Raw genomic sequence first — 23,998 nt, forward strand, 5'->3', positions numbered from 1 at the left:
GAACGTTATCGCATGAGTTTAGCACTCATGTTATGGCAGATTTAGCTGGTTGTTCTTGCTTATCGCACTCTTTGAGCCATTTCTGTTCGAACTCGTCTGCCGGTATCGGCTTTGAGTAATAGTAACCTTGTCCCAAGTTACACCCCAAATCTCTTATCTGATGTGCTTGCTGCTGTGTTTCAATACCTTCAGCAATACAAAGCATATTCAGGCTATCTGCAAGAGATACAATAGCTTCAACCAGAGATTGACTATGGACTTGATCACCACCACCGGAGACAAACGAGCGGTCTATTTTTACCCCATCAAACTGAAGTCGTTGTAAGTAGCTGAGAGAGGCATAGCCCGTCCCAAAATCATCTAATAGAACCGACACACCAAGCGATCTCAACTGAGAAAGCACTCGATTAGCGGCATCAATATCGTAGATTAACTGACTTTCGGTCACTTCAATTTTGAGTGACTGTGGAGTTAACTGATATCGATTTAAGTCATTGGCAACAATTGAGGTAATGTTCTGACGATACAATTGCTTGGCAGATAAATTGATTGCGACATGAAAATCACTACTGTAACTGTGTTGCCAAACAGAAAGCTGTTTGCAAGCCAATTCAATCAGATGACGACCAATGGGCAAAATCATGTCAGTGTTTTCTGCGATTTCGATAAATTCTGCAGGTGAAATAATACCCCGCTCAGGATGACGCCAGCGCACTAACGCTTCCGCTCCCATCGTTTTCTCTGTTGTCATACAGATTTTAGGCTGATACCAAAGTTCAAATTGAGACAAATCACTTAGCGCATTACGTAATTCACGCTCCATATCAATTCGTTGTTGAATGGCTTTGTTCATCGCCAAATCAAAGCGACAAAATGTATTCTTACCATCATTTTTGGCTTGGTACATCGCAATATCAGCAAATTTGATCAGGGTTTCTGCATCGTTTCCATGCTCAGGAAACGCCGCGATGCCCAAGCTACCGCCAACCACAACCGAAGACTCGTTTTGCAGTTCAATCGGTGTTTGTAGCGCATTTAATATTGCTGAAGCAGCCATTCTTTCTTGTTTACGAGTTAAGCCCGCAAAGCCAACCAGAAACTCATCGCCGCCAATTCTGGCAACACAGTTTTTTGAAGAAGGGGTAACGTCGTTGGCTGCCGCAGTCAAACGTTGGCCAACTTTAGACAACAAGGTGTCTCCTCGCGCATGGCCAAAATGGTCATTAACTTGTTTAAAGTCGTCCAAATCAATAAACATGACACTGTAACTATGAGTGTCGCCGGCAAGAAGCAACTCATCGATGAGCTGGACAAAGCGCAGTCGATTGGGCAACTGGGTTAGACTGTCGTGATAAGCCAAAAAACGTATTTCTCTTGCGTTATCATCGATACGAGCACCCATTGCGTTGTATGCGTTGATTAGCTCACCAATTTCATCTTGACGATCTTGTGTCGGCATACGCTTAAAGCGATCTAAACCCGATTTTTGTAAATTAGAAATCAAGTGAATAATTGGGGCTGTGAGTGAACGAGCGACTAGGCCGACCAGAATTAAAGCGATGATAAAACTGATCAAAGTGATGGTTAGATGATTGGCGGACAGCTCTTTTAGGTCGTTCCGATAGACTGATTCAATAACGCGGCGATTGGCATCAATATCCTCGCTAAGACGCTTTAACCCCATTTCTAGGTAAACAACGCCGACTTTTACACCAGATTGCTCAATTGGTGCAGCGTAAACCAGTTTGTCACTCAATTGATGTAAGTAGTAGCCGTTACTAATTAGTGCATGAGAAATCACTAACTGGTTTGGATGCAGCAATCCGAAGCTGTCCACATTTTTACTACCATCGTGAAACAGGCGTCCTTCCGTGTCCACGACGTTGACAACCAACACCTCTTCCTGTGAAAGAGCAGGCTCTATTACTCGGTAGGCAGATTCCAAATCGTAATTATACAGAGGATCGAAAAGGCGCTCAGAGAGATAACTACCAAGTGCTTTTCCTCTGAGTTTGAGTTGCTCTTTAAGAGTAAGCTGAGTGTGCTGTGTTAACGCTTCAGTAACTGCACTGCTGTGTTGTTGATAAAGGTGATTCTGAAAGAAAAAATGTACTAGCGACAGCATCAGCAAAATCCCAGCTGTTGCTATCATATACCTTGTCCTTAAGGTTAACCGTGCAATTCTCATTTGACGGATAAGTTCTCCACTTCTTGTAACCAAACTCTCGCAACATCAAGTGTTGCGAGCGCGCTAGCCGGCAATTCTTCAAACTTGGTGGTTTTTTGATACTCTTCTAGAGCCAATCGACCTGCTTCATCATTCTCAACATCGAGCAATGCCGCTTTGATAGCGTGAGTCATTTCGTCGCTAACGTGTTCAGACACTAACATTAATTCTCTCGGATAGTTGTCGGTTTGATAGAAAATTTTTAATTTATCTTTCATGGATGCGGGCGTATCTTTGTTTGAGTTCCAATTGTCACTACTAAACACTGCGGCATCGACACGCTTACCATAGGTCCAAGCCGTCATATTCACTTCATTTGAATCTGGCAAAACATCGTCGATAAATAAAAATCCAATGTTACCGTCTTTTGGCTGTTGGTCCGGTTGCTCTAGATGTTCGAGTCGATAACCATATTCTAACAAGGTTACCGCTGGTGCAAAGTAACCACTATGTGAGCTTGGACGCTCGAACAAGATGGTTTTACCCGCGAGATCGCTTACGGCAAAATCGTCGTTTTCAACGTGAGTAAAAAAGACCGAATGATAATGAGACTGACGCTTTTTCCAACGCTTTGCGACAATTTTTGCATTGGTATACTTTTCGAACATCAACGCACTGTAGACACTTGCACTGATCAAATCGACTTTACCAGTTCTTAATAGTTGCTTCATTTCTGGCATATCTTGCGCTACAACCACAGTACCATGTTGGTAGCCGAATTTTGTTAATCGTTTTGCCATCCAATCTGCCAAGGGTTGCGATGACTCAATTCGCTTTTTTGCCTTTTTAGAAACCACACCAAGGACAAAACTATCGCTTGGTGTAACTTCAGCCCACACTGGTTGGAACATTGAAATTGCAACACAGGCGGCAAGCAACCCGCCAATTAAACTGCCGTTTTTCATAGAGACCTCCAATATGGCGCTTTTCCGTATTTAACCTCGAGCCTTGCTCGTACTTTGTACGGAAAAATCCAATATTTACAAAGAGTTTGCTACTCCATTCTGTTCGAATTAACCCGACTAAGTCTAAGTATTAGCTCTCGTTTTGAGCGAAAAAACGAGTTGTATGTCACAATTTTCATAACCTATAGTTAAAGAAGTAATAGTTAGCTCTATGAGGAGCATCTATTGTCTGAAAAGCTTCGACATTTTTTGTTAGTTATATTTTGGGCAAATATCAGTATTTTTGCCTTGGTCACATCCGTGGCGCGCGCAAGCACAATTGAAAACTATTCGAGAAACACCTATTGGGGCCCGCTGCAAATCCACACTCAAGCCCCGCTTCACGTCAACAGCTTAACGCCACAGTTAAGGTCCAGTTTTGCAAATGAGATCAACCAAAAAGAAATTAGTATTAGAGGCAGTGTCGCGAGTATTTGGGCCAATACAAATGACTACCAGCTTGATTACTACCAAAACCAAATTGCCGTAGCATTGCAAAAACAGATAAATGAAAAGTGGTTATTCGAAGGTGGATACAAATGGAATTACGCGGGAAACAACTACCTAGATGGGCTGACCATTTGGTTTCATGATGTTTTTGATATTGACCAAAACGGTCGAGATCAAGTCGATAACGACAAGTTCGAAATCTCAATTCCGGAATACGATATCGAACTTAGAGACTTCCGTGGTCGAACCTTAAGCAGTGCGATCAGTCTCTATTCACAATACCAATGGCTTGAAACCAAACATCATGCCATTTCTTTAGGCGGCAGTGCTTACTACAACGAGGTGAATAAAGGTGTGTTTAGTTCAAGTAAGTTAGAAGTGAGCCTTCAGCTTAACTACAGCTTTCGTCAACAAGCTAACCAGTTTGATTTAAGCATCAGTGATACACATCGCTCAGAACCTGAGATTTTCCCTAGCTTGGCCTATAAAAATCACAACTTAGGAATAAACACTGGCTATACATTCTACTATAAGCCGAATCATCATTGGCTAATGCAACTCTCTGTGCACGAAGGCCTATCTGCTGGCAGCGATGACTTTAGCGAACCATCGGTAGAGTTTGCAGCGGGTTATCGCTACACACAAAAACGCTCAGCCATTGAGCTGAGCGTGATGGAAAATATGTTCAATGCTGATAACAGTACCGATATTGCATTTAACTTTACTTATCGGTATCGGTACTAACTTTTACACAGCCAGAATGCGTTTAACCTGATAATCCACTTCACTGTCTGATGCGTCGCGCGATAGCGTAAACGAAATGTACTGATCACCACTCAAGCTCAGCGATCGGTCAACCTCGGCTAAACAATGAACGGAGTCACCCGCCAAAATAAAGCTCAACTCGATTTCTTTATTATTGATTAGGCCGCCGCCACGAAACTCAATTTCTTGATAACAGCCAGAGTTAGAGCTAAATCCGTTGCCACGTAGGTATCCTTTTTCCACATCCGCTTTCATCAAAGAAAAGCCTGACGATTCTATCTGCCGGATAATTTTAGCGACGACGGGTAACGGATGAACTTCGATAAAATCCCTGTCTCTTGGATCTATCGCAAACTCAATATCCAGTGAAGTCTCAACCCAGACGTGGCATTGGTTATGATGCGCGTTTAACGCTGTGACGGGTGTCTCATCGTCCAGTTGAAGATGAAAAGGAACACTCTTTTGTTCACCTGGACCAATATCAAACGGTTCAACCGCGGCAATCTTAGCCAAAATGAAATTCTGATAAGAGGCACCGTTATCGGAATCTACTTTTACTTCCGTACACAGTTTCAGATGGATAGCGTCAATGCGCTGTTCAACATTACCACCAAAGATTTCAACGCGTCCGGTCAGGGTATCGCCCTGAGTAACCGACATTGAATCCAAAATAGTATCGACTTTTGCAGCACCGATTCCCAGTGATGCTTTTAGCTTGTTGAGCATGGTTGTTCCTTTAATAACGTTAAAGCGCTATCAGACTATCATTTCATCGTTTTAAATCGAGATAAATCCATTAACCAAAACCACATTTTTGTAAATTCAGCACCAATTCGCCGAAGAATTGGTCATTGATAGTTGCCAATACGCGGCGTTGCATTCATCATTTGTATAGTCAATAAACTAGTCGGTCAATACAATATGCCCCCTGCTCCGCGTTATTTACAAATTAAAACCTACATTCAAGATAAAATTGAGCAAGGTGAATGGAACCTAGGTCAACGTATTCCAACAGAGTTAGAGCTTACAAAACAGTTCGAAGTCAGCCGAATGACCGTAAACAAAGCAATTCGTGACCTCGTCGCGGAAGGCCAACTGCAAAGAAGACCTAGACTGGGTACGTTTGTTTGTTCAAAAGCAGATAAAGCGGAATCGCCCCTGCTTGATATCCGAAATATCGCGCTCGAAGTTGAGCAACGTGGTAAAGCGCATTCCTGCAGAGTGATTAAACTGACTGCTATTGTCGCAGATGAAACGGTGGCCACACGTTTGGGGGTAATGATTGACTCGAATGTATTTTATAGCGAGATCATACATTTTGAAGACAATCAGCCAATCCAACTCGAGCAACGTTGGATCAATCCGGATTTTGCACCAGACTATTTAAACCAAGATTTTACTCAGCAAACGCCCAACCAATTCCTATCAGAAAACTGTCCCTTGAGCGCCATTGAGCACAGTGTCGAAGCCATCGCACCAGATACTACTATTCGTGCATCGCTTAAGCTCGGTAATAATGAGCCTTGCTTGTTGCTTAGTAGACGCACTTGGAGCAACGACAAACTGGTCAGTTCCGCATTGCTTTACCATCCCGGCACCAAATACAAATTAAGCTCAAAAATAATTATAAATCAATAATATAAAAACCCACTCATCAAGTTGAATTTGCTAGCTTAGTATACTGAGCAAACTCGGTAAAACTGAATAGATCACAGTTTTGTAACATCTCACTTGAACAAATGACTATCCAAAGCTAATAATTTGTATATACATTTAATGTTTGAGTGACAATTTTGGGTAGTATCAAGCACTTTATCAATGCCAAACTCGTCTCTATGCAGGCTGGACCAAAGGGTTATCAGCCTAGCGAAGCTGCAACCGTAACGGTGGAAAATGGCGTAATCACTCGTATTCTCACATCACCTGAATCTGTTAAGAGTACTTCTTTGGATGGCATCAACCAAAGCGAAGATTCGGAAATTATCGATTGCCAAGGTTCGTTACTTACTCCGGGACTTATTGATTGTCACACGCATCTGATCTTTGCTGGCAATCGCGCCAATGAATTTGAAATGCGACTCAATGGCGTACCCTACGAAAACATAGCCAAACAAGGTGGTGGGATTTTGTCCACGGTTCAAGCCACTCGCAAGGCAAGCCAACTGGACCTCACCGAACTTGCTCTGCCAAGACTACAAGGTTTGTTAGACAGCGGAGTGACTACCGTCGAAGTGAAGTCCGGCTACGGTTTAACGCTAGAAGATGAACTGAAAATGCTTCGTGCCGCCAAAGCGCTTGAGCAGTATGCCAAGGTCAACATAGAAACCACATTTTTAGGTGCGCATGCACTTCCCCCCGAGTATCAAGACAACGCTGATGGCTATATAACCCATCTATGTGAGCAGGTGATGCCTATCGTCGCCCAAGAAAAACTTGCATCAGCAGTAGATGTCTTTTGTGAGGGCATTGGTTTTAACCTTTCACAAACAGAGCGTGTATTTGAAACCGCAAAGCGTCTCGGCCTAAACGTAAAAGGCCATACAGAGCAACTGTCTAATCTAGGTGGCAGTGCTCTTACCGCAAAGTATCAAGGACTGTCAGTAGACCATTTAGAATACTTGGACGAAATTGGTGTCCAAGCACTGTCCCAATCAGGCACGGTAGCAACGCTATTGCCAGGCGCATTCTATTTCTTGCGAGAAACTCAGCTCCCTCCAATCGAACTATTACGGCAATACAAGGTTCCAATGGCAGTCGCGACAGATTTAAATCCGGGCACTTCACCCTTTGCTGATCTCACCATGATGCTCAACATGGCATGTACCTTGTTCAGACTCACCCCAGAAGAAGCGTTAAGAGGCGTCACTTGCCATGCCGCTAAAGCGCTCGGCTTAGAGCAAATAATTGGTTCTATTGAAGTTGGAAAACGCGCTGACTTTACGCTCTGGGATGTTTCACACCCCGCAGATTTGAGCTATCAGCAAGGTTATAGGCGTGTTGCTGCACGCATAATCAACGGCGAGGTAATCTATGTCTAGTTCCAATTCTGTTGACCACACTAATGATTATCAGTGGACGGGGCGTGATGACAAAGAAGATGGTGATTTAAGAACGCGGGTCCATCACACGATAAACAATGTTCACGTTGACGACTTAGTTACCCACCAACAAGGTATCGCCATTTTAGGATTTGCCTGTGATGCAGGCGTGGCTAGAAACAAAGGCCGTATTGGCGCAGAGCGAGCTCCTGATCGTATTCGCGGCGCATTAGCGAATATGGCGTGGCATCAATCAAGTCCATTGTATGATCTTGGCACGATTCATTGTCAGAAAGATGATCTCGAGTTAAGCCAAGAAGCTTGCGGCCAAATGATTGCCAAGGCGCTAAAGCATTCGCCAGTACTTACCCTGGGTGGAGGCCATGAAATTGCGTGGGCTTCATTTCAAGGATTAGCAAACTACCTAAACAGTCAGATAAAAGAGCCAAAACCCAAAGTTGGAATCATTAACCTCGACGCGCATTTTGATCTACGCGCATTTAAACAAGATGAAACCGAGTCGAACTCAACAGTAATCCAACCAAGTTCTGGCACACCCTTTCACCAAATTGCAGACTTTTGCCAGAAGAATGAATGGCCGTTCCATTACGCTTGTCTTGGTGTAAGTCGTGCCAGCAACACCCCTGCTCTGTTCAAAACAGCGGATGAACTCGGTGTTTGGTACATAGAAGACAAAGAGATGACTTCTCTTAACCATGTTTACCAGTTAACTCAACTGCAACACTTCATTGATGGTTGTGATTACCTATATCTGACCATTGATCTTGACGTCTTTCCAGCAGCCACCGCTCCGGGTGTTAGCGCGCCAGCAGCGCGTGGTGTCAGCATCGACATGCTTGCACCCTTTCTAGAGCGGATACTGCACTACAAAAACAAACTCATATTGGCAGATATTGCCGAATACAACCCCAACTTCGATATCGACAATCAAACTGCTCGTTTAGCGGCGCGATTGACTTGGGATATCGTCAACGCATTTTCAGAAAAACAATAACGTGAATAAAGGAGTCTCATGATGACGGATCGCCCATCACAAGGTACGCGTCTTGATACTAGCCGTATTATAAAAGCGCCCACGGGTACAAAACTCAATGCAAAATCATGGCTTACCGAAGCGCCGCTTCGCATGCTAATGAATAATTTACACCCAGATGTAGCGGAACACCCTCACTCTCTAGTGGTGTACGGTGGAATTGGTCGAGCGGCAAGAAACTGGGAATGCTTCGACAAAATCGTCGAAGTCCTCGAGCGCCTTGAAGATGATCAGACACTGCTAGTTCAGTCTGGCAAACCTGTTGGTGTATTTCCGACCCACAAAAACGCGCCGAGAGTACTGATTGCAAACTCTAACCTAGTTCCTCATTGGGCAAATTGGGAACACTTCAATGAGCTCGATCGTGAAGGCCTAATGATGTACGGGCAAATGACTGCAGGCAGTTGGATTTACATTGGTTCGCAAGGCATAGTTCAAGGCACATATGAAACCTTTGTTTCGGTTGCCAAAAAACACTTTGACGGCGATGCCTCCGGCAAGTGGGTATTGACGGGGGGACTTGGCGGTATGGGTGGTGCTCAGCCCCTAGCTGCAACAATGGCTGGTTTTTCAATGATCGCAGTTGAATGCGATGAGAGCCGAATCGATTATCGTCTTCGTACTGGCTATGTGGACGTGAAAGCCACCAGCCTTGAACAAGCGCTTGAGATCATAAACCACTCAGATAAGCCTGTATCGGTTGGTCTTCTAGGTAACGCTGCCGATATTTTTGCCGAGTTGGTAGAGAAAGATATCACTCCTGACGTAGTAACCGACCAAACCTCAGCGCATGATCCGCTCAATGGTTATTTGCCGCAGGGGTGGACTATGCAGCAGGCCGCTGAGCGCAGAACAAATGATGAAGCAGGCGTAGTTAAAGCTGCTAAAGCATCCATGGCAGTTCAAGTGAAAGCCATGTTGGAGCTACAAAATCGCGGAGCTGCCACCTTAGACTATGGTAATAACATCAGACAGATGGCGTTAGAAGAAGGGGTGGAAAACGCGTTTGATTTCCCTGGCTTTGTCCCAGCTTACATCAGGCCACTATTTTGTGAAGGCATCGGTCCATTCCGTTGGGCAGCACTGTCTGGTGACCCGGAAGACATCTACAAAACCGACCAGAAAGTAAAAGAGCTAATTCCTGATAACCCTCACTTACATAACTGGCTAGACATGGCTAAGGAGCGAATCCAGTTCCAAGGTCTACCAGCGCGGATTTGTTGGGTTGGTCTAAAAGACAGAATGCGTTTAGGTTTAGCGTTTAATGAAATGGTAAAAAATGGCGAACTAAAAGCCCCAGTAGTCATCGGTCGTGACCACTTAGATTCAGGTTCCGTCGCCAGTCCAAACCGTGAAACGGAGGGCATGTTGGATGGTTCAGATGCTGTATCGGATTGGCCACTGCTCAATGCACTGCTTAACACAGCTGGGGGGGCGACTTGGGTATCTCTCCATCATGGTGGTGGTGTTGGTATGGGCTTTTCACAACACTCTGGTGTGGTGATCTGCTGTGACGGTAGTGATGACGCATCTGAACGTATTTCTCGAGTACTTCATAACGATCCGGCGACAGGTGTGATGCGTCATGCTGACGCAGGTTATGAAATCGCCAAACAGTGCGCCGCAGAGCAAGGCTTAGACTTGCCGATGTTAAATGAAGAATTGAAAGCATTGAAGTAGGAGCTTTCCATGATGAATCTTATTCTTAAGCCCGGACAATTGAGCTTGCATGAGCTGCGTAAAGTCAGCCGTTCTCCAGTCAACCTTTCATTGGATCCGAGCGCGATCCCGGCAATTGAAGAAAGCATGCAGGTAGTTGAGCAAGTTATTGCCGAAGATCGCACTGTTTACGGCATCAACACTGGGTTCGGACTTCTGGCGAATACCAAAATCGCCCCTCAAGACTTAGAGACCTTGCAAAAAAGTATTGTGCTTTCCCACGCCGCGGGTATTGGCGAGTGGATGGCGGATGAAACCGTAAGACTAATGATGGTGTTGAAAATCAATAGTCTATCGCGCGGGTTTTCCGGTATTCGAGTGTCGGTTATTCAAGCTCTTATCGATTTAGTCAATGCTCAAGTCTACCCATGTGTACCTCAAAAAGGCTCCGTTGGTGCTTCCGGAGATTTAGCACCACTGGCGCACATGAGTACGGTATTACTGGGTGAAGGTGAAGCGCGACACAACGGAAAAATCATCTCCGGGGCGGAAGCGCTTAAAATAGCTGGATTGGCCCCAATCACGCTGGCACCAAAAGAAGGCCTGGCGCTGCTTAATGGTACTCAAGCCTCGACTGCGTATGCATTAGAAGGGCTATTCGCTGCCGAAGATTTGTTCGCTTCAGCAACTGTATGTGGTGCCATGTCCGTTGAAGCTGCCTTGGGCAGTCGCCGTCCGTTTGATCCACGCATCCACAGAGTTAGAGGCCATCGTTCACAAATGGATGCAGCGGAAGCATTTCGTTATTTGCTAGATAGCTCTAGTGAAATGGGGGATTCACACACAAACTGTGAAAAAGTCCAAGACCCCTATTCTTTGCGTTGCCAACCTCAAGTCATGGGGGCTTGTCTTCAGCAAATTCGCAATGCGTCTGCAATCTTGGAGACGGAATCGAATTCAGTCTCCGACAACCCTCTGGTATTTGCCGATGATGGTGACATCATTTCAGGTGGTAACTTCCATGCGGAGCCTGTTGCGATGGCAGCAGACAACTTAGCTCTGGCGATTGCTGAGATTGGCAGCTTGTCTGAGCGTCGAATGGCCCTCCTCATTGACAGCGCATTAAGCAAACTACCGCCGTTCCTCGTGGACAATGGTGGCGTTAATTCGGGCTTCATGATCGCTCAAGTGACTTCTGCAGCTCTAGCAAGTGAAAATAAAACACTCGCTCACCCTGCATCGGTTGATAGCTTACCGACGTCGGCAAACCAAGAAGACCATGTATCCATGGCAACCTTTGCAGGCCGTCGATTGCGAGACATGTCTGAAAACACCAGAGGTATTTTGGCCGTCGAGTATTTAGCTGCGGCACAAGGTCTGGATTTTAGGAGCCCACTCCTCTCTTCGCCGAAAGTTGAAGAGGCTAAACAAATCTTGCGAGAAAAAGTGACGTTCTATGACAAAGACAGATATTTTGCGCCTGACATTGAAAAAGCCAATACGCTGCTAAAAATGGCGGTTCACAATCACTTGGTGCCGCAACACATTATGGTGAGTGTTTAGCTCTAAACGTCGCTCATTATCAGCTCGTGAATTTAAACCTGTCATTTGACAGGTTTTTTTGTGTTCATCAGATTGAATTAGACAAACCTCAAAATAGACGACTAAAGTATTACATGTGTTGCGCAATTTTTGACCCATAATTATCTCAATGTCACATAAAGAGCTGTTATCGCGATGAGCTCTGACTGAAAAAGTGCGTACAACATGGATGTTGAATCAATACACATGTGGAGAGTGTTATGTTTCGTCAGCTACCCGATACCGTTAACGACCTATGCCACTATGCCATCGACATGGCTGAAAAAGTTCAGCATGATGAGAGGTTTATGCAACGCTGTCATCACTTAGGCAAAGATGTGTTTGCCGCGGCGAAAGCTTTTATCTATCTCACTTTAGATTTTGAGTACACTGGTTGGGATTGGTGGGATAAACAAAGACTGATCACTGCTATCCGAGAATTGGAAGCTGCATTCAAGCGTTGGTATCCGGATCCAGAGGGCTATGCGGTTGGTACGCTTATCCATGTTCGACTGCAGTTAATCCAACATTAACAAGTACCTAACATGTCAAATTAGCACATTAAAGGCGCAAACGATTGCCAAACCTCAGTCGAGAACATCACGCTATAACCTTTGTTCTCCTTAGTTTAATAACCTTGTAATTCTGCTTCGCATGTTACAATTCAAAAAATAATTTGTAACATGACCGTTTTGTACAATTCTTAGTGATATAAATCGGTAATATAGTGGTTGAAAGTCGTTATAATCATAACTAACGAGGTCAGCCATGATTCAAACTAATGCTCTTCCCCAAGCTCAATCTTCTACTGATTTGCCTGAGTTACAGAATTTCTACAAAAAAACATTCGGTTTCGGCGCCAAACTTTTCGATAGCAACCACAAACTTTGCTTGACCTCATATGATGAGACTGTCCATTTCAACATTAATAATTCTCAAACGACCACTGAACATGATGTGGTGCTTCAGAAATTGATCTCCAATGCAGAATCTCTAACATTACAAGTTGATGATGTACATGCGGCTTATTTGACGGCGCAAGATATGGGGCTTTCGATTCTGGAAGACCTAAAAGAAGAGGTGTGGGGACATATTCACTTCGTATTGCAGGACGAATCTGGTGTGATGATTAATGTTGTTGAAACTCCAGAAGTGCTGCTCAATTAGATCCAACGTCTAACATCACGTAAGTATTGCTGATAAGGCTCTCCAAATAGATTTTGGAGAGCCTTTTCTTCAGGCGCAATTTGAAAGCGATTGATATACCAAACAAAAACCACACACAAAAGTAAGCTCAAGGGATTCGCGAGCCAGTAAATCCACGCGAGAAACCAAAGTAGAAGTCCTAAATACATAGGATTGCGGCTCATTCGATATATACCTGATGTCACCATATTTGAAGCAGTCGAAACCTTCATCGGATTCACCGTCGTACGAGCACGTCTGAAACTGATTAAGGCGGATATATCAATGACTAAAGCTAAGCCCGCTAGCAGCCAAGGTACTTGAGTGTTCCAAGGTAATTGCCAACCAGTAGCGAATAGATTCCAAGTATCAATTGCATAGGCGAAACTCGCCAATATCAGCATGACAATCGGCGGTGGGATTTTGTTGTCTAGGTTAAAACTCATCACGCACCGCCTCTAGATTGGTTTAGGTAATTATTTTTGGTAATTGTTATTGATTTAGAGCCTGCAACAGCGCTTGAACCGGATGCAAAGGCTGAACCTGCTCAAATCGCTTCACTTGACTCCGACACGAATACCCCGTCACTAGACACCTATCCTTCGGCAATTTCTCCAGATTCGGTTTCCAACTTAAGCCATATATGTCTTTCGACATTTGTAGCTTATCGGCCTCGTGACCAAAGGTTCCCGCCATGCCACAACACCCTACTGCGACTGACTTCAGGGTAGCGCCAAAATGATTGAAAATGGTGGACCATTCTTTTTCGCTATTCGGCAACTTAGTTTTTTCAGTACAGTGAGATAACAAATACCAAGCGTCATCTGCTACTGAATTTTGTGACTGAGCGTTGAACTCATTCAATCTAGGGTGCAACCACTCGTGAGCAGTCAGTACCTGAAAATCACCCCGAGAGTCATTTAAAATTTCTTGATATTCATCGCGATAACACAGTACCAAAGCGGGATCAACCCCAACCATCGGAATGTTTAAATCGGCAACCTGATTTAAGAATTCAGCGGTCGACTGCGCCGTATTTGAGAATTTTTTCAAGAACCCTTTAATGTGTTGTGCCTTGCCATTTGGTTTAAACGGCAGCACCACGGGGGTTTTACCTAATTTGATTGCCAATTGGGCAAAATCTTCGACCACTTGTGCATCGTAGTAACTGGTAAATGGGTCTTGAACAATCAATACGTGCTGCTGGCGTTGATGATCGTCTAATTGAGCCAATGCATCTAGATCAAAGCCTTTTAATGATTGCACTCGCGATTTTAACGTTGGTACAGACAACAGTGGCGTATCTATGTAACCAATCGATTTTCTAGTCAGGCTCTGAGTGATCGGTTGCTTGACCACCGCATTAACCAAACGAGGCGCTTTTGCCATCAGTGGTAACAAGGTCTCAATATTAGCGACCAAATAGTCTTTTGCAGGACGTTGATAGCGCGTGTAATACAAATTGAGAAAACGCGATCGGAAGCTCGGCACATCGACTTTAATTGGGCATTGACTGGCACACGCTTTACAGGCTAAACAGCCGTTCATCGCCTCAAACACTTCGTGAGAGAAGTCATTTTTACTTTGCTTGCTCAGCGAGTTTTTTACTCGATCAACAAGGGCTTTAACTGGAGCCGAACCCTTCAAGACTTGTTTTTCGACATCTAGAATGTCGACACCTTGTTCGGTCAGTTGGCGCAGCCACTCTCTTACCAAACCAGCTCTACCTTTAGGCGAATGTCGACGATCCGCCGTCACTTTCATTGAAGGACACATCGGAGAGGCCGTGTCGTAGTTGAAACAAAGGCCATTACCGTTGCACTCCATCGCTTGTTTGAAACTATCGCGAATGGTTATCGGGATCTGGCGATCGTAAAAGCCACGTTTAGTGTCACTAACTTTAACTAATTGGTCTTCACTATCGAGCGGTGTACAAATTTTACCCGGATTCATTTTGTTATCTGGGTCAAAGGCTGCTTTCACTCGCCTCAGCTCGAAAAACAGCTCTTCACCAAAAAACTCTGGTCCGTATTCCGATCGGAAGCCCTTACCGTGCTCGCCCCACATAAGTCCGCCATATTTGGCAACCAATGCCACCACTTGATCGGATATCTGGTGCATCATGGCTTCTTGGTTTGGATCGCATAGATCCAACGCAGGACGAACGTGAAGCACACCCGCGTCGACGTGGCCAAACATACCGTAATTCAGGCCTTTTTCATCCAACAGTGTGCGAAATTCAGCAATGAAGTCTGCTAAGTTCTCTGGTGGAACACAGGTATCTTCAGCAAAGGCAACCGGTTTGGCTCGGCCTTTCGCTGCCCCAAGTAGTCCCACTGCTTTTTTGCGCATGTTGTAGATCTTGCCAATGCCTGCAACATCATTACAAATCTGGTAACCAATAATGCCCGCTTCGCCCCGCGACATCATTTGATCCAACTGACTGCTCAAAGCCGCCACTTGTTCGTTTACTTCTTCAATATCTTGCCCAGCGTACTCGACCATGTTGATGCCCAGCATTTCTTTACCGGGGACATCGGTAAGTAAGTCACTCACGGTGTGCCAAACGATGTCAGCTTTCGCCAGGTTCAGTACTTTGGAGTCAATCGTTTCAACCGATAGCGCGTTTGCTTCCACCATAAAGGGGGCATTTCGAAGAGCAGAATCGAAACTGTTGTACTTGACGTTAACCAAAGTTCGAGCTTTAGGAATTGGCGTCAGATTCAATTTGGCTTCAGTAATAAAAGCCAGTGAACCCTCGGCACCACACAGAACGCGGGTAAAGTTGAACTCGCCTTCATCGGAAAGCGCATTTTTTAGATCATACCCAGTTAAAAAACGGTTTAACGGCGGGAACTTTTCATTGATCAGAGAACGATTTTCGCGACAAACGGACTCAGTAACTTGCAGCGCCTTAGACGCATAGCTGTCCTGTTTTGGGTCATCGCCACTTAAGTCAGATTCAAGAATCGAGCCATCCGCAAACACAGCTTGCAGTGACAGCACATGATCCGACGTTTTACCGTATTTAAGCGAACCTTGACCGGATGCATCCGTGTTTATCATTCCACCTAAGGTAGCGCGATTGCTGGTCGACAAATCAGGAGAGAAGAAATATCCATAAGGTCGGACGGCATCATTGAGTTGGTCTTTGACAACACCAGTTTGAACCCGGACCCAACCTTCCGCCTCGTTGATTTCAAGCACACGGTTCATGTGCCTTGATAAGTCAACCACGATATCTTGCGTTAATGACTGACCATTGGTGCCCGTACCGCCACCTCGCGGCGAAAATCGTACTGACTTAAATTGCGGTAATGTAGCTACTTGGCCAATCAGTGATACGTCATCTGTTGTTTTGGGATGAACAACGGCTTGTGGTAGCTGTTGGTAAACGCTGTTGTCGGTCGCGACGGCGAGTCGACTGGAATACTGAGTTTCGATATCTCCGCTGAATCCGAGACGACGAAGCTCGTCTAAGTAAGAGCAAACGTTTGCGTCTACTCCAGGAATTGAATCTAATTTTGGTAACATTGCTCGTTGTGCTTCCTGCCCCTCTCAAATCTGCCAAAAAACGAAATTGGCAAGATTGGCGACGTCCTGTTCACTGGGGTCTATTTTCCAAAGTTTTGAGTTCTGTCACTTTACCTTATTTATTTTGGTGATCAAATGACAAATCACAGGCAAAAATGGCATCTGAGGCCATTATTAACCACAATTGAATGAGGCACTTGCCGTAAGTAAAACGGCAAAGTGTTTACCAAAACACAACAATCGCAAAGAACTAATGAAACATGTAGACATAACTACATGAATTATATGAAAACCTTGAAAACTAGGTCGTATTGTTCGCCTAGTCGCTGTAATCGTTGAGTGAATAAAATGAAAAAAAATCGTATTGTTACAACCGAAGATATTCTTCTTAAGCTCTGCCAATCCGTTTCTAACGTTTTGACGTCTGCAACTGCTTCTCCTGTTACCTACTCTGCTATGGTGCAAAAAATCACCAAAACCAGCCTAAAACCGGACTTCGGTTGTTTTGTTCTTTTTGATGGTGGTTTTTCTGGTCTGGTGGTCATCAACTTCACGTCTAAAGCAGCATTGGAAGTTTATACCAACTACATGCGTAACATGGGGATGCCAGAAGAAGAGCTTGCTGTGTTGCACACCTCCGACGAGGTTGGCGATGTATTGGGTGAATTAATGAATCAGTTGGTTGGCGATTTTACCAACAAGGTTCGCAAAGAACTGAAAACCCACATCACGCAGAACCAACCTAAAATGTTGGCGCTGAACAAACAAGTTAATCTATCTGTCGACACTAACTTAGATCGCCCTCAAGCGAGACGTGTGACCTTCTCGACAGCTAACAACAACATTTTTTACTTGGAACTGGCGATGGACAAAACCGAGTTCATCCAACTTGGTGATATAGAGCAAGAAGACGAAGAGTCAACCGATGACATCTTAGAACGCGCAATTGCCGAGCACCAAGTTAAACAAGAGCAAGGCAGCGCTGCTAAATCATCTGGACCTGCTGCCGACGATTTGTTAGATGAATTAGGTATTTAATTCAGCCAGTAGACAATTGCTATAGAGTGGCCAGAATAGTCCTGGTCACTTTATCTTATCTGGCACGCTCCTTTCACCTTTCGATTTCAATCTTCTCCAGAACACGTTAAAATGGCCGACTTTGCTAATCTTGAGTGGTCGTGTTTTTAATGGACAAGCAAAAAGCCCTTAAAAAAATTGCTAAATGTTTAGAGTTGGGTAACTCCGCCAACGTAAACGAAGCGGCAAATGCCATAAAAATGGCTCATCGCCTTATGCTCAAATATGGTCTTGATAAAGACGATATTGAGTTCATCAAGCTTGGTAAAACTCAGTCCACTCATCTGCTTCCTGCAAGTATCGGCTCAGCGATTTTGCGCATTATTCGCGGTATAAACACACGCTTTGGCGTTGAAGCCGTTCTCATAAATCACAAGGGGTTGAAACGCGCCGAGTTCATTGGCGAAGCGGATCGTGCTATTTTTGCCGCCTTTGCGTTTGACATCATTTATCGTGAAATGAACGAACACACTGGCAAGTTTCGCAATAGCTTTGCGGGCACCGGGACGGCGGCGACCGAAGTCACCAGACGCGTTAACTCGTTTGTTTCAGGCTGGGTAGAAGGGGCATTAGAAAAATTGCCGATCATTACCCCTGATGACGAGTCCAATGGCAAAATTGAAGATTACATCGATAAAGAGTTCAAAAACATTGACCGTGAGACCTTCAAAAAACAGCTAAAAGAAGCGATGAAAAACCTGACGGATGACTACGAAAAAGGTCTCAAAAAAGGCAGAAAAATATCAGTTAGTCGCCCTATCGACGGAGCGCAGGCGCGCAAAGCTATCAGCTCTAACTGATAAATCTTCTTGAATAGTCACTTCAACAACACGCTACAACATCTTCTCAAATACATAACTACTCATACTGTACGTCACTTAATGGTGGCGTTTTGGTCTCTTTGTCCACAAAGTGTTCACTTAACGTCAAGATAGTGTAAAGAGCCATTGCATTGTATTGACCTCTACTTTACGCATGAGTTATTTATTTCAGCAACTAACGAGTAATCCGGGTGGGTAAGGCCCTATCTTGCCTCTGTTAAAAAAATAGGACTGACCTTGAAAAAATTAGCTTTAGCAATTGCAATATTGGCGACACTAAGTGGTTGTCAAATAACCCAACGTCAAAGTGCAACAACTGGCGAAACTGAAACAAACTCGGCTACCAAAGGCGCGATAATTGGTGCGATATCCGGTGTCGTGGCTGGTGTAGCAACGGGTGACAATGCCAAAGAGCGCCGCAAGCGAGCACTAATTGGTGCCGCAGGTGGCGCTGCTGTGGGTGGCGGTATTGGTTATTACATGGACCAACAAGAAGCCGCACTAAGAGAAGAGTTGCTCAATTCCGGTGTACAAGTTGAGCGAGTAAGCGAAAATGAACTGTTATTGAGATTAGAAAATGGCATTGGCTTTGCCACAAATTCTTATCAACTCAACGCCACAATTGAAAGAACCTTAGCGGGTGTTGCGAAAATTCTTGTTGAGTACCCTGACACTAGTCTAGTTGTCGAAGGACATACCGACAGCACTGGCAGCCATGAAACAAACCAAGTGCTCTCTGAGCGTCGTGCCGAATCAGTGCGAGCGCAACTTATTTCTCAGGGTGTCGTTCCGGGTAGAGCTATTGCCCGTGGTTTAGGGGAACGCTTTCCAATCTGTAGCAATCAAACTTCAGCCGGGAGAACCTGTAATCGAAGAGTGGAAATCCAAATTTTACCATTAAAATAGATCGTACCACTCCTCTTCTCAGTTGGGGTTTTAAACGAAAACCCTGACTGATTCTTCGCCTTGCAAATCGCAACGTATCTTTCTCGCAACTTCATTGCGTTAATCTTCTTAGACTCACCTACAGATATTTGATTATACTAACCCTATGGCGTGATGAGTGTTTTCTCAGCTAATCCAGATATATTCACATAGTTCAAACCTTGAGACCTATATGTTGACGTTAAGACTCTGTTTGCTTCTTCTTGTTTCTCCACTCGCCTTTTCTCAGTCAATCGAACAGATAACTCAACGTGCTAACGACAAAGACCCACGAGCCCAATTTGAATTAGCGGAACGCTACCGAATAGGAAATGGCGTTGCACGCTCCGATACCGATGCCTTGTATTGGTATGAACAGTCTGCTGTCAATGGTTCAAAACGAGGAGCTTATCAGCTCGCGCAATATCACTTAAATGGCTTTGCACCCAATCCTTCACCAGAAACTGCTTTGTTTTGGCTAACGAAATTAGCGCTTGAAGGAGATAGTTCAGCCAAATTTGCTCTTGGGGCTGCCCTAGAAACCTTGTCAGACTCACCAGAACCGGAGCAGCTTGCCAAAATTTGGTACCGTTTAGCGTCACCTAATAATACAGATGCAGAATTGGCTTATGAGAGATTGCTTGAACAGGAATTCAACAATCGTAAAGCGAAGCAACTGGCGTCATTCGATGAATTTGAGGCTCAAGCAAATCAGCCAATAATACAGCAAACAACTGAGTTTGTGCCCACTCAACCTCAGCAACATAATGCGGTTAACCTAAATTGGTTGTATCTTAGTATTGCAGTCGCTGGTCTGTTCGCTGTTACAACCCTGCACTTTCTCTTTCGTGCCAATCGGTTTAAGCAATCGATAAATGAGCTCGAACGCAAAAGTCTCAAGCCAGTTAAAGCAAGCAAGGGTGATGAACGAAATCAGATGCTCGAAAAACAGCTTCAAGACCAAAATCAAGTCATCTCAAAACAAAAAAAGCAGCTTGAGACGCTATTTAGGCAGTTTAAAAAGGTGCAGTCTCAAAACGGCACACCCTCAAAGCCTGTAGCCAAACCAGACCAAAAAGTTGCCTTAGCCTGTGCCCTGCTCGGCTTCACCGAAAACAATCTTCCCAATGAAAAAACACTAAAGCTTAGGTTTAAGCAGCTGAGTAAAATCTACCATCCAGACACCTATGGTTCTGAAGAAGAGATGAAACGCCTCAACGCCGCGGTCAAAACCCTTGTCCCACTTATCAAAAGAAACTGAATGGCCAACTGTTATTATTTTGTTAATTTCGGGCATTTTTGGCACTTTCTTTTATTTCACCCCTCGAAATATAATGCTTTCAAGAGCATTGGTTACAATTTTGATTAACATTTATGTAACCAAAAATCCCTTACTGTGTCATAATGGCTGGCGACAATTGCTGAGAAGCAACGAATGTCCTGAGACTTGGAGGATAGATGTTTACAATTGAAGGCACCTGCGATTGGTGCAAAAAACCCGGGCTATTAACTAAGCACGAATACATTGACGGCCAATGCCACTACTCTTGTGAAGACTGCAACGAGCTGGCGAAAATAGACGTTAGAAGTTATAACCAAGGTGAAATCGCGCAAAGAGAGCGCGAAGCAAATTCTTCTCAAAGCAGAGCCGCTTAACTGCTGCTGTCCAGATGTAATAGTTAATACCTTTCCTACCCCATTCACACCCGCTGACCGTCAGCGGGTGTTTTTGTATTCGACCAAAGAAATTCAAGTTACACCAAGCCCACATTCAAATTCGATCTAGATCTCTTTTTTACTCGTTTATAGCATTTTCTTGCTTGATCTTTGTCCAAACCAAAAGTACTGTATACACATACAGCATGTACAAATGGACAGTTATTATGATTCAATCAAATGGATTTAAATCAACAAATGAAGGTCACTACTCATCCGCTAATGTTCTAGCGCAGCCGACTAGGCCTTGCCGCTTCTCTGGAAACACAATGGCAGCGTTGGCGAGATTGTCTCAACAAAGACAATGGATCATTTTTACAGCTGAGTGTCCACGTCCAGATTATGTGCAGCTATACACAAACGACATTGAATACAAGAAAGTGCTACAAATGAAACCTTCTCGAACTAGTGACGAAGTAGCAACTGTAATTAAAGTGATTAGGTCTGGAAACGCGAGTGCGGTGGTCGCTTCTTCTAATATTGATGTCGTCAGTCAAAAGCTCTTGATTGAGTTAGGTCAGAAACACCAATGCGAAGTCTTTTTTGTTGAGGGCAGAGCAATACAGTATCACTAAGGATTTCAGTGTCTGTCCTGAATATCCCCAAGCTCAACAAAGATTTTATGTGAACGTCCATGTTTGCCCCTCTCCCGAGGGGCTTTTTTCTTTGCGATTTTATGCGACAGCAGGCTTTAAGATTTGCGAACTGTTAAAGCGCCTACATTAGATACCAAACCCATGTTTAACTCGTCTTCGGGTCATTTCCCGACCACAAAAAGCAAACGTTTGCTTTTTGTCTGGAAGTGTTGTGTTGTTCTGGTATTATTCTCTCGATTTTTTGGCTTTTAATGTAATAAGGGTTGCCCAATGAGCCTCGCTTCTCAAGTGTTAGCAGTTAATGATGATCTTCCAATCCGCACTCACCTACCTGTTCACAGTGGCAAAGTTCGATCTGTCTATTGGTTAACAGAAGAAGACAGCCGCAGGCTAATTAAAGAAAAAGGCTATGATGTACCAGAAGATGCACCACTAGCAATTATGGTCATCAGCGATCGCATATCTGCATTTGACTGTATCTGGCAAGCAGAAGGTGGATTAGCTGGCGTACCTGGTAAAGGCGCAGCCCTAAACGCGATATCAAATCATTGGTTTAAACTATTCAAAGACAAAGGATTAGCAGATAGCCATATTCTGGACATCCCTCATCCATTTGTTTGGATAGTTCAAAAAGCTAAACCAGTTATGATTGAAGCGATTTGCCGCAAGTATTTAACAGGTTCAATGTGGCGCGCCTATCAAAATGGCGAACGCGAGTTCTGTGGTATTGAAGTAGAAGAAGGCCTTGAGAAAGATAAGCCATTCAACGATCTATTATTGACCCCATCGACCAAGGGAATACTAAAAGGCATTCCAGGTGTTCCTGAAGTTGATGATGTTAATATCACCCGCAAAAACATCGAAGACAATTTCCAAGCGTTTAACTTTAGCTCGGCGTCTGATATCGACGTTTACGAAAGATTGCTAAAAGAAGGCTTTGCCGTTATTAGCGGTGCACTCTCTGAAGTTGGACAGCTTTTTGTCGATACCAAATTTGAATTTGGCTATGTAAATGATGCTTCAGGTAAAGAGAAATTGATCTACATGGATGAGGTTGGCACACCTGACTCATCGCGTATGTGGGACACAAATGCATACAGCCAAGGTAAAATCGTTGAGAACTCTAAAGAAGGTTTCCGTCAGTTCTTGCTAAATCACTTCGAAGATCCCGATATTTTACTCAACAAAGACCGTATGGATGAGCGTTCTGCTTTGGCGAAAAACAATCTTTTGCCGGTGCAAGCTTTTGAAGATTTGTCCAATGTGTATGTGGGCTTAGCCGAAAAAATCACCGGTAAAGCTATTGAGATAAGTTCTGATCCAAAACAAGAAATCATTGAAGTACTCAGAGCAGAATACCAACTGATTGATTAAGTTGGCTGATTGTCAATCTACGCTTGGTTGCGTAGAAACGCACAATAACACTATCCAAAAAGCCGCGTCCATCGCGGCTTTTTTCGTAGAACGAAGTTGAAAAGGAAGACAACATTGAAGGATAACCTGCAAAGCTATTTGTTACTTATGGGCTTCGTCGCACTTTGCAACTTCACCTTTCCTTCTGCCATCACCTTTGGTTCCTGGTTACTTGATTTGAATCTAGTAAATTTTGCCAGTGATGCCTTCTTCTACAGTTTTTGCTTGCAACTCGTCGCCGGATTCCTTCTTTTAGGTAGTGACAAAAGCTCACTTGAAAAACTCAAACACAGTCCGGTCAGATCGACACGAATCGTTGCAAGAATGGCTGCCCCATCTAATAACCAAAATCATACTCGCTTATACGACCAACTCTGCTATCGGCTTTTCATATCCGCTGGAGTTTCACTCAGTATTTGTTTTTTGGCTTAACGATAAAAATGGCACCCGTGGGTGCCAAGAGAAAACTCGAATCTGTCTTTACCACATAAGGTCGTCTGGAACGACAAAATGCGCATATGGATCATCTTCGTCAGCCGTGATTGTTTCTGGCTCTTTCTGATCGATTATGATGCTACTATCACGTTGTGCAATTTTGTTTGCAACACTGCTTGGGATAACTGAGTAGCTCTCGTCTGATTTAACAATACTTAACACCCCTTTGCTTAGTTGCGTACGCATCATCTCATCCACATAAAGGGATTTTACTAGCGTACCGTCAGTAAAGTTATACTTAATTTCGCCATCTGAGCTAGTAATTTTATTCATTTCAATCAGTTGCTTAATTTGCGCTTGAATTTCTTTATTTAAACGCTCAGCATTTTGCTGATCACTCAGCGCTTTGTCTCGCTCCAGTTGAGCTCGCTTTTGCTCTTCAACTGCCGCTTTTACTTCTCGATTTTGGACCCTGGATTTTTTCGAGCCTTTTTTTGCTTTTTTCAGCTTCTTTTCATTCACTAAGCCGGCTTTGAGCATCTGCTCTTGGAGAGTTAATTTTGCCATGAAGTTCTCTTT

General features: G+C 44.1%; 21 protein-coding genes. 15 read left to right on the forward strand and 6 right to left on the reverse strand.

The annotated features are described in order from the left end of the window. Nucleotides 1-25: 25 nt before the first annotated feature. Nucleotides 26-2,152 carry an EAL domain-containing protein gene (locus tag ACXAFJ_RS06805; protein WP_475322326.1) on the reverse strand — a complete coding sequence of 709 codons (2,127 nt, stop codon included), beginning with the start codon at nucleotides 2,150-2,152 and terminating at the stop codon, nucleotides 26-28. Between the two features lie 32 nt (nucleotides 2,153-2,184). Next, nucleotides 2,185-3,132, reverse strand: coding sequence for a phosphate/phosphite/phosphonate ABC transporter substrate-binding protein (locus ACXAFJ_RS06810; protein WP_475322328.1), 948 nt, complete (start codon nucleotides 3,130-3,132; stop codon nucleotides 2,185-2,187). Nucleotides 3,133-3,357: 225 nt separating this feature from the next. Here ACXAFJ_RS06810 and ACXAFJ_RS06815 point away from each other — a divergent pair, with 225 nt between their 5' ends. Continuing rightward, complete coding sequence (locus tag ACXAFJ_RS06815; protein ID WP_475322329.1) at nucleotides 3,358-4,365, forward strand: DUF3187 family protein; 1,008 nt, start codon at nucleotides 3,358-3,360, stop codon at nucleotides 4,363-4,365. A 3-nt stretch (nucleotides 4,366-4,368) separates the two neighbouring features. On the opposite strand, the gene ACXAFJ_RS06820 is transcribed toward ACXAFJ_RS06815, so the two are convergent. After that, the gene (locus tag ACXAFJ_RS06820; protein ID WP_475322330.1) at nucleotides 4,369-5,112 is read right to left on the reverse strand and encodes a sporulation protein; all 744 of its coding nucleotides are present in this window, start codon (nucleotides 5,110-5,112) and stop codon (nucleotides 4,369-4,371) included. A gap of 195 nt (nucleotides 5,113-5,307) precedes the next feature. Between ACXAFJ_RS06820 and hutC the strand changes: the two genes are divergently transcribed. From hutC to ACXAFJ_RS06855, 7 genes are all read left to right on the forward strand, one after another. Then, on the forward strand, nucleotides 5,308-6,024 hold the full coding sequence (gene hutC, locus ACXAFJ_RS06825) for a histidine utilization repressor (RefSeq protein WP_475322331.1): 717 nt from the start codon (nucleotides 5,308-5,310) through the stop codon (nucleotides 6,022-6,024). Between the two features lie 197 nt (nucleotides 6,025-6,221). Further along, complete coding sequence (gene hutI, locus ACXAFJ_RS06830; RefSeq protein WP_475324078.1) at nucleotides 6,222-7,424, forward strand: imidazolonepropionase; 1,203 nt, start codon at nucleotides 6,222-6,224, stop codon at nucleotides 7,422-7,424. Continuing rightward, nucleotides 7,417-8,439, forward strand: a complete 1,023-nt coding sequence (hutG, locus tag ACXAFJ_RS06835; protein WP_475322333.1) for a formimidoylglutamase — start codon at nucleotides 7,417-7,419, stop codon at nucleotides 8,437-8,439. Before hutI ends, hutG begins: the two co-directional genes overlap by 8 nt. Nucleotides 8,440-8,460: 21 nt before the next feature. After that, nucleotides 8,461-10,158, forward strand: a complete 1,698-nt coding sequence (gene hutU, locus ACXAFJ_RS06840; RefSeq protein WP_475322334.1) for a urocanate hydratase — start codon at nucleotides 8,461-8,463, stop codon at nucleotides 10,156-10,158. Between the two features lie 9 nt (nucleotides 10,159-10,167). Beyond that, nucleotides 10,168-11,700, forward strand: a complete 1,533-nt coding sequence (gene hutH, locus ACXAFJ_RS06845; RefSeq protein ID WP_475322336.1) for a histidine ammonia-lyase — start codon at nucleotides 10,168-10,170, stop codon at nucleotides 11,698-11,700. A gap of 239 nt (nucleotides 11,701-11,939) precedes the next feature. Further along, complete coding sequence (locus ACXAFJ_RS06850) at nucleotides 11,940-12,251, forward strand: hypothetical protein (protein ID WP_475322337.1); 312 nt, start codon at nucleotides 11,940-11,942, stop codon at nucleotides 12,249-12,251. A 235-nt stretch (nucleotides 12,252-12,486) separates the two neighbouring features. Then, a complete protein-coding gene (locus ACXAFJ_RS06855) occupies nucleotides 12,487-12,885 on the forward strand; it encodes a VOC family protein (RefSeq protein ID WP_475322338.1) in 399 nt (132 codons plus the stop codon). Here the strand turns inward: ACXAFJ_RS06855 and ACXAFJ_RS06860 are convergent. Further along, nucleotides 12,882-13,349, reverse strand: coding sequence for a methyltransferase family protein (locus ACXAFJ_RS06860; protein WP_475322340.1), 468 nt, complete (start codon nucleotides 13,347-13,349; stop codon nucleotides 12,882-12,884). The genes ACXAFJ_RS06855 and ACXAFJ_RS06860 overlap by 4 nt on opposite strands. A gap of 46 nt (nucleotides 13,350-13,395) precedes the next feature. Beyond that, nucleotides 13,396-16,437 (reverse strand): D-2-hydroxyglutarate dehydrogenase YdiJ, encoded by a 3,042-nt coding sequence (ydiJ, locus tag ACXAFJ_RS06865; RefSeq protein ID WP_475322341.1) that lies wholly within the window; start codon nucleotides 16,435-16,437, stop codon nucleotides 13,396-13,398. 348 nt (nucleotides 16,438-16,785) lie between these two features. Here ydiJ and ACXAFJ_RS06870 point away from each other — a divergent pair, with 348 nt between their 5' ends. The 7 genes from ACXAFJ_RS06870 (at nucleotide 16,786) to ACXAFJ_RS06900 (ending at nucleotide 22,945) form a co-directional block, all read left to right on the forward strand. Next, on the forward strand, nucleotides 16,786-17,475 hold the full coding sequence (locus ACXAFJ_RS06870) for a DUF3334 family protein (RefSeq protein ID WP_475322342.1): 690 nt from the start codon (nucleotides 16,786-16,788) through the stop codon (nucleotides 17,473-17,475). Nucleotides 17,476-17,624: 149 nt separating this feature from the next. Beyond that, on the forward strand, nucleotides 17,625-18,314 hold the full coding sequence (locus ACXAFJ_RS06875) for a DUF2786 domain-containing protein (protein ID WP_475322344.1): 690 nt from the start codon (nucleotides 17,625-17,627) through the stop codon (nucleotides 18,312-18,314). A 258-nt stretch (nucleotides 18,315-18,572) separates the two neighbouring features. Continuing rightward, nucleotides 18,573-19,241, forward strand: coding sequence for a YiaD family glycine zipper/OmpA-like lipoprotein (locus tag ACXAFJ_RS06880; protein ID WP_475322345.1), 669 nt, complete (start codon nucleotides 18,573-18,575; stop codon nucleotides 19,239-19,241). 211 nt (nucleotides 19,242-19,452) lie between these two features. Next, nucleotides 19,453-20,520 carry a tetratricopeptide repeat protein gene (locus ACXAFJ_RS06885; RefSeq protein WP_475322346.1) on the forward strand — a complete coding sequence of 356 codons (1,068 nt, stop codon included), beginning with the start codon at nucleotides 19,453-19,455 and terminating at the stop codon, nucleotides 20,518-20,520. A gap of 197 nt (nucleotides 20,521-20,717) precedes the next feature. Further along, complete coding sequence (locus ACXAFJ_RS06890) at nucleotides 20,718-20,915, forward strand: hypothetical protein (RefSeq protein ID WP_475322348.1); 198 nt, start codon at nucleotides 20,718-20,720, stop codon at nucleotides 20,913-20,915. Nucleotides 20,916-21,142: 227 nt separating this feature from the next. After that, complete coding sequence (locus tag ACXAFJ_RS06895; protein WP_475322349.1) at nucleotides 21,143-21,550, forward strand: hypothetical protein; 408 nt, start codon at nucleotides 21,143-21,145, stop codon at nucleotides 21,548-21,550. A gap of 291 nt (nucleotides 21,551-21,841) precedes the next feature. Beyond that, nucleotides 21,842-22,945: a phosphoribosylaminoimidazolesuccinocarboxamide synthase gene (locus ACXAFJ_RS06900; RefSeq protein WP_475322350.1), complete on the forward strand. Its 1,104-nt coding sequence runs from the start codon at nucleotides 21,842-21,844 to the stop codon at nucleotides 22,943-22,945. Between the two features lie 519 nt (nucleotides 22,946-23,464). Here ACXAFJ_RS06900 and ACXAFJ_RS06905 read toward each other — a convergent pair. Further along, nucleotides 23,465-23,986: a DUF2058 domain-containing protein gene (locus ACXAFJ_RS06905; protein WP_475322352.1), complete on the reverse strand. Its 522-nt coding sequence runs from the start codon at nucleotides 23,984-23,986 to the stop codon at nucleotides 23,465-23,467. Nucleotides 23,987-23,998: the final 12 nt, after the last annotated feature.

The sequence above is a fragment of the Vibrio sp. ABH4_348 genome, from assembly GCF_056159765.1.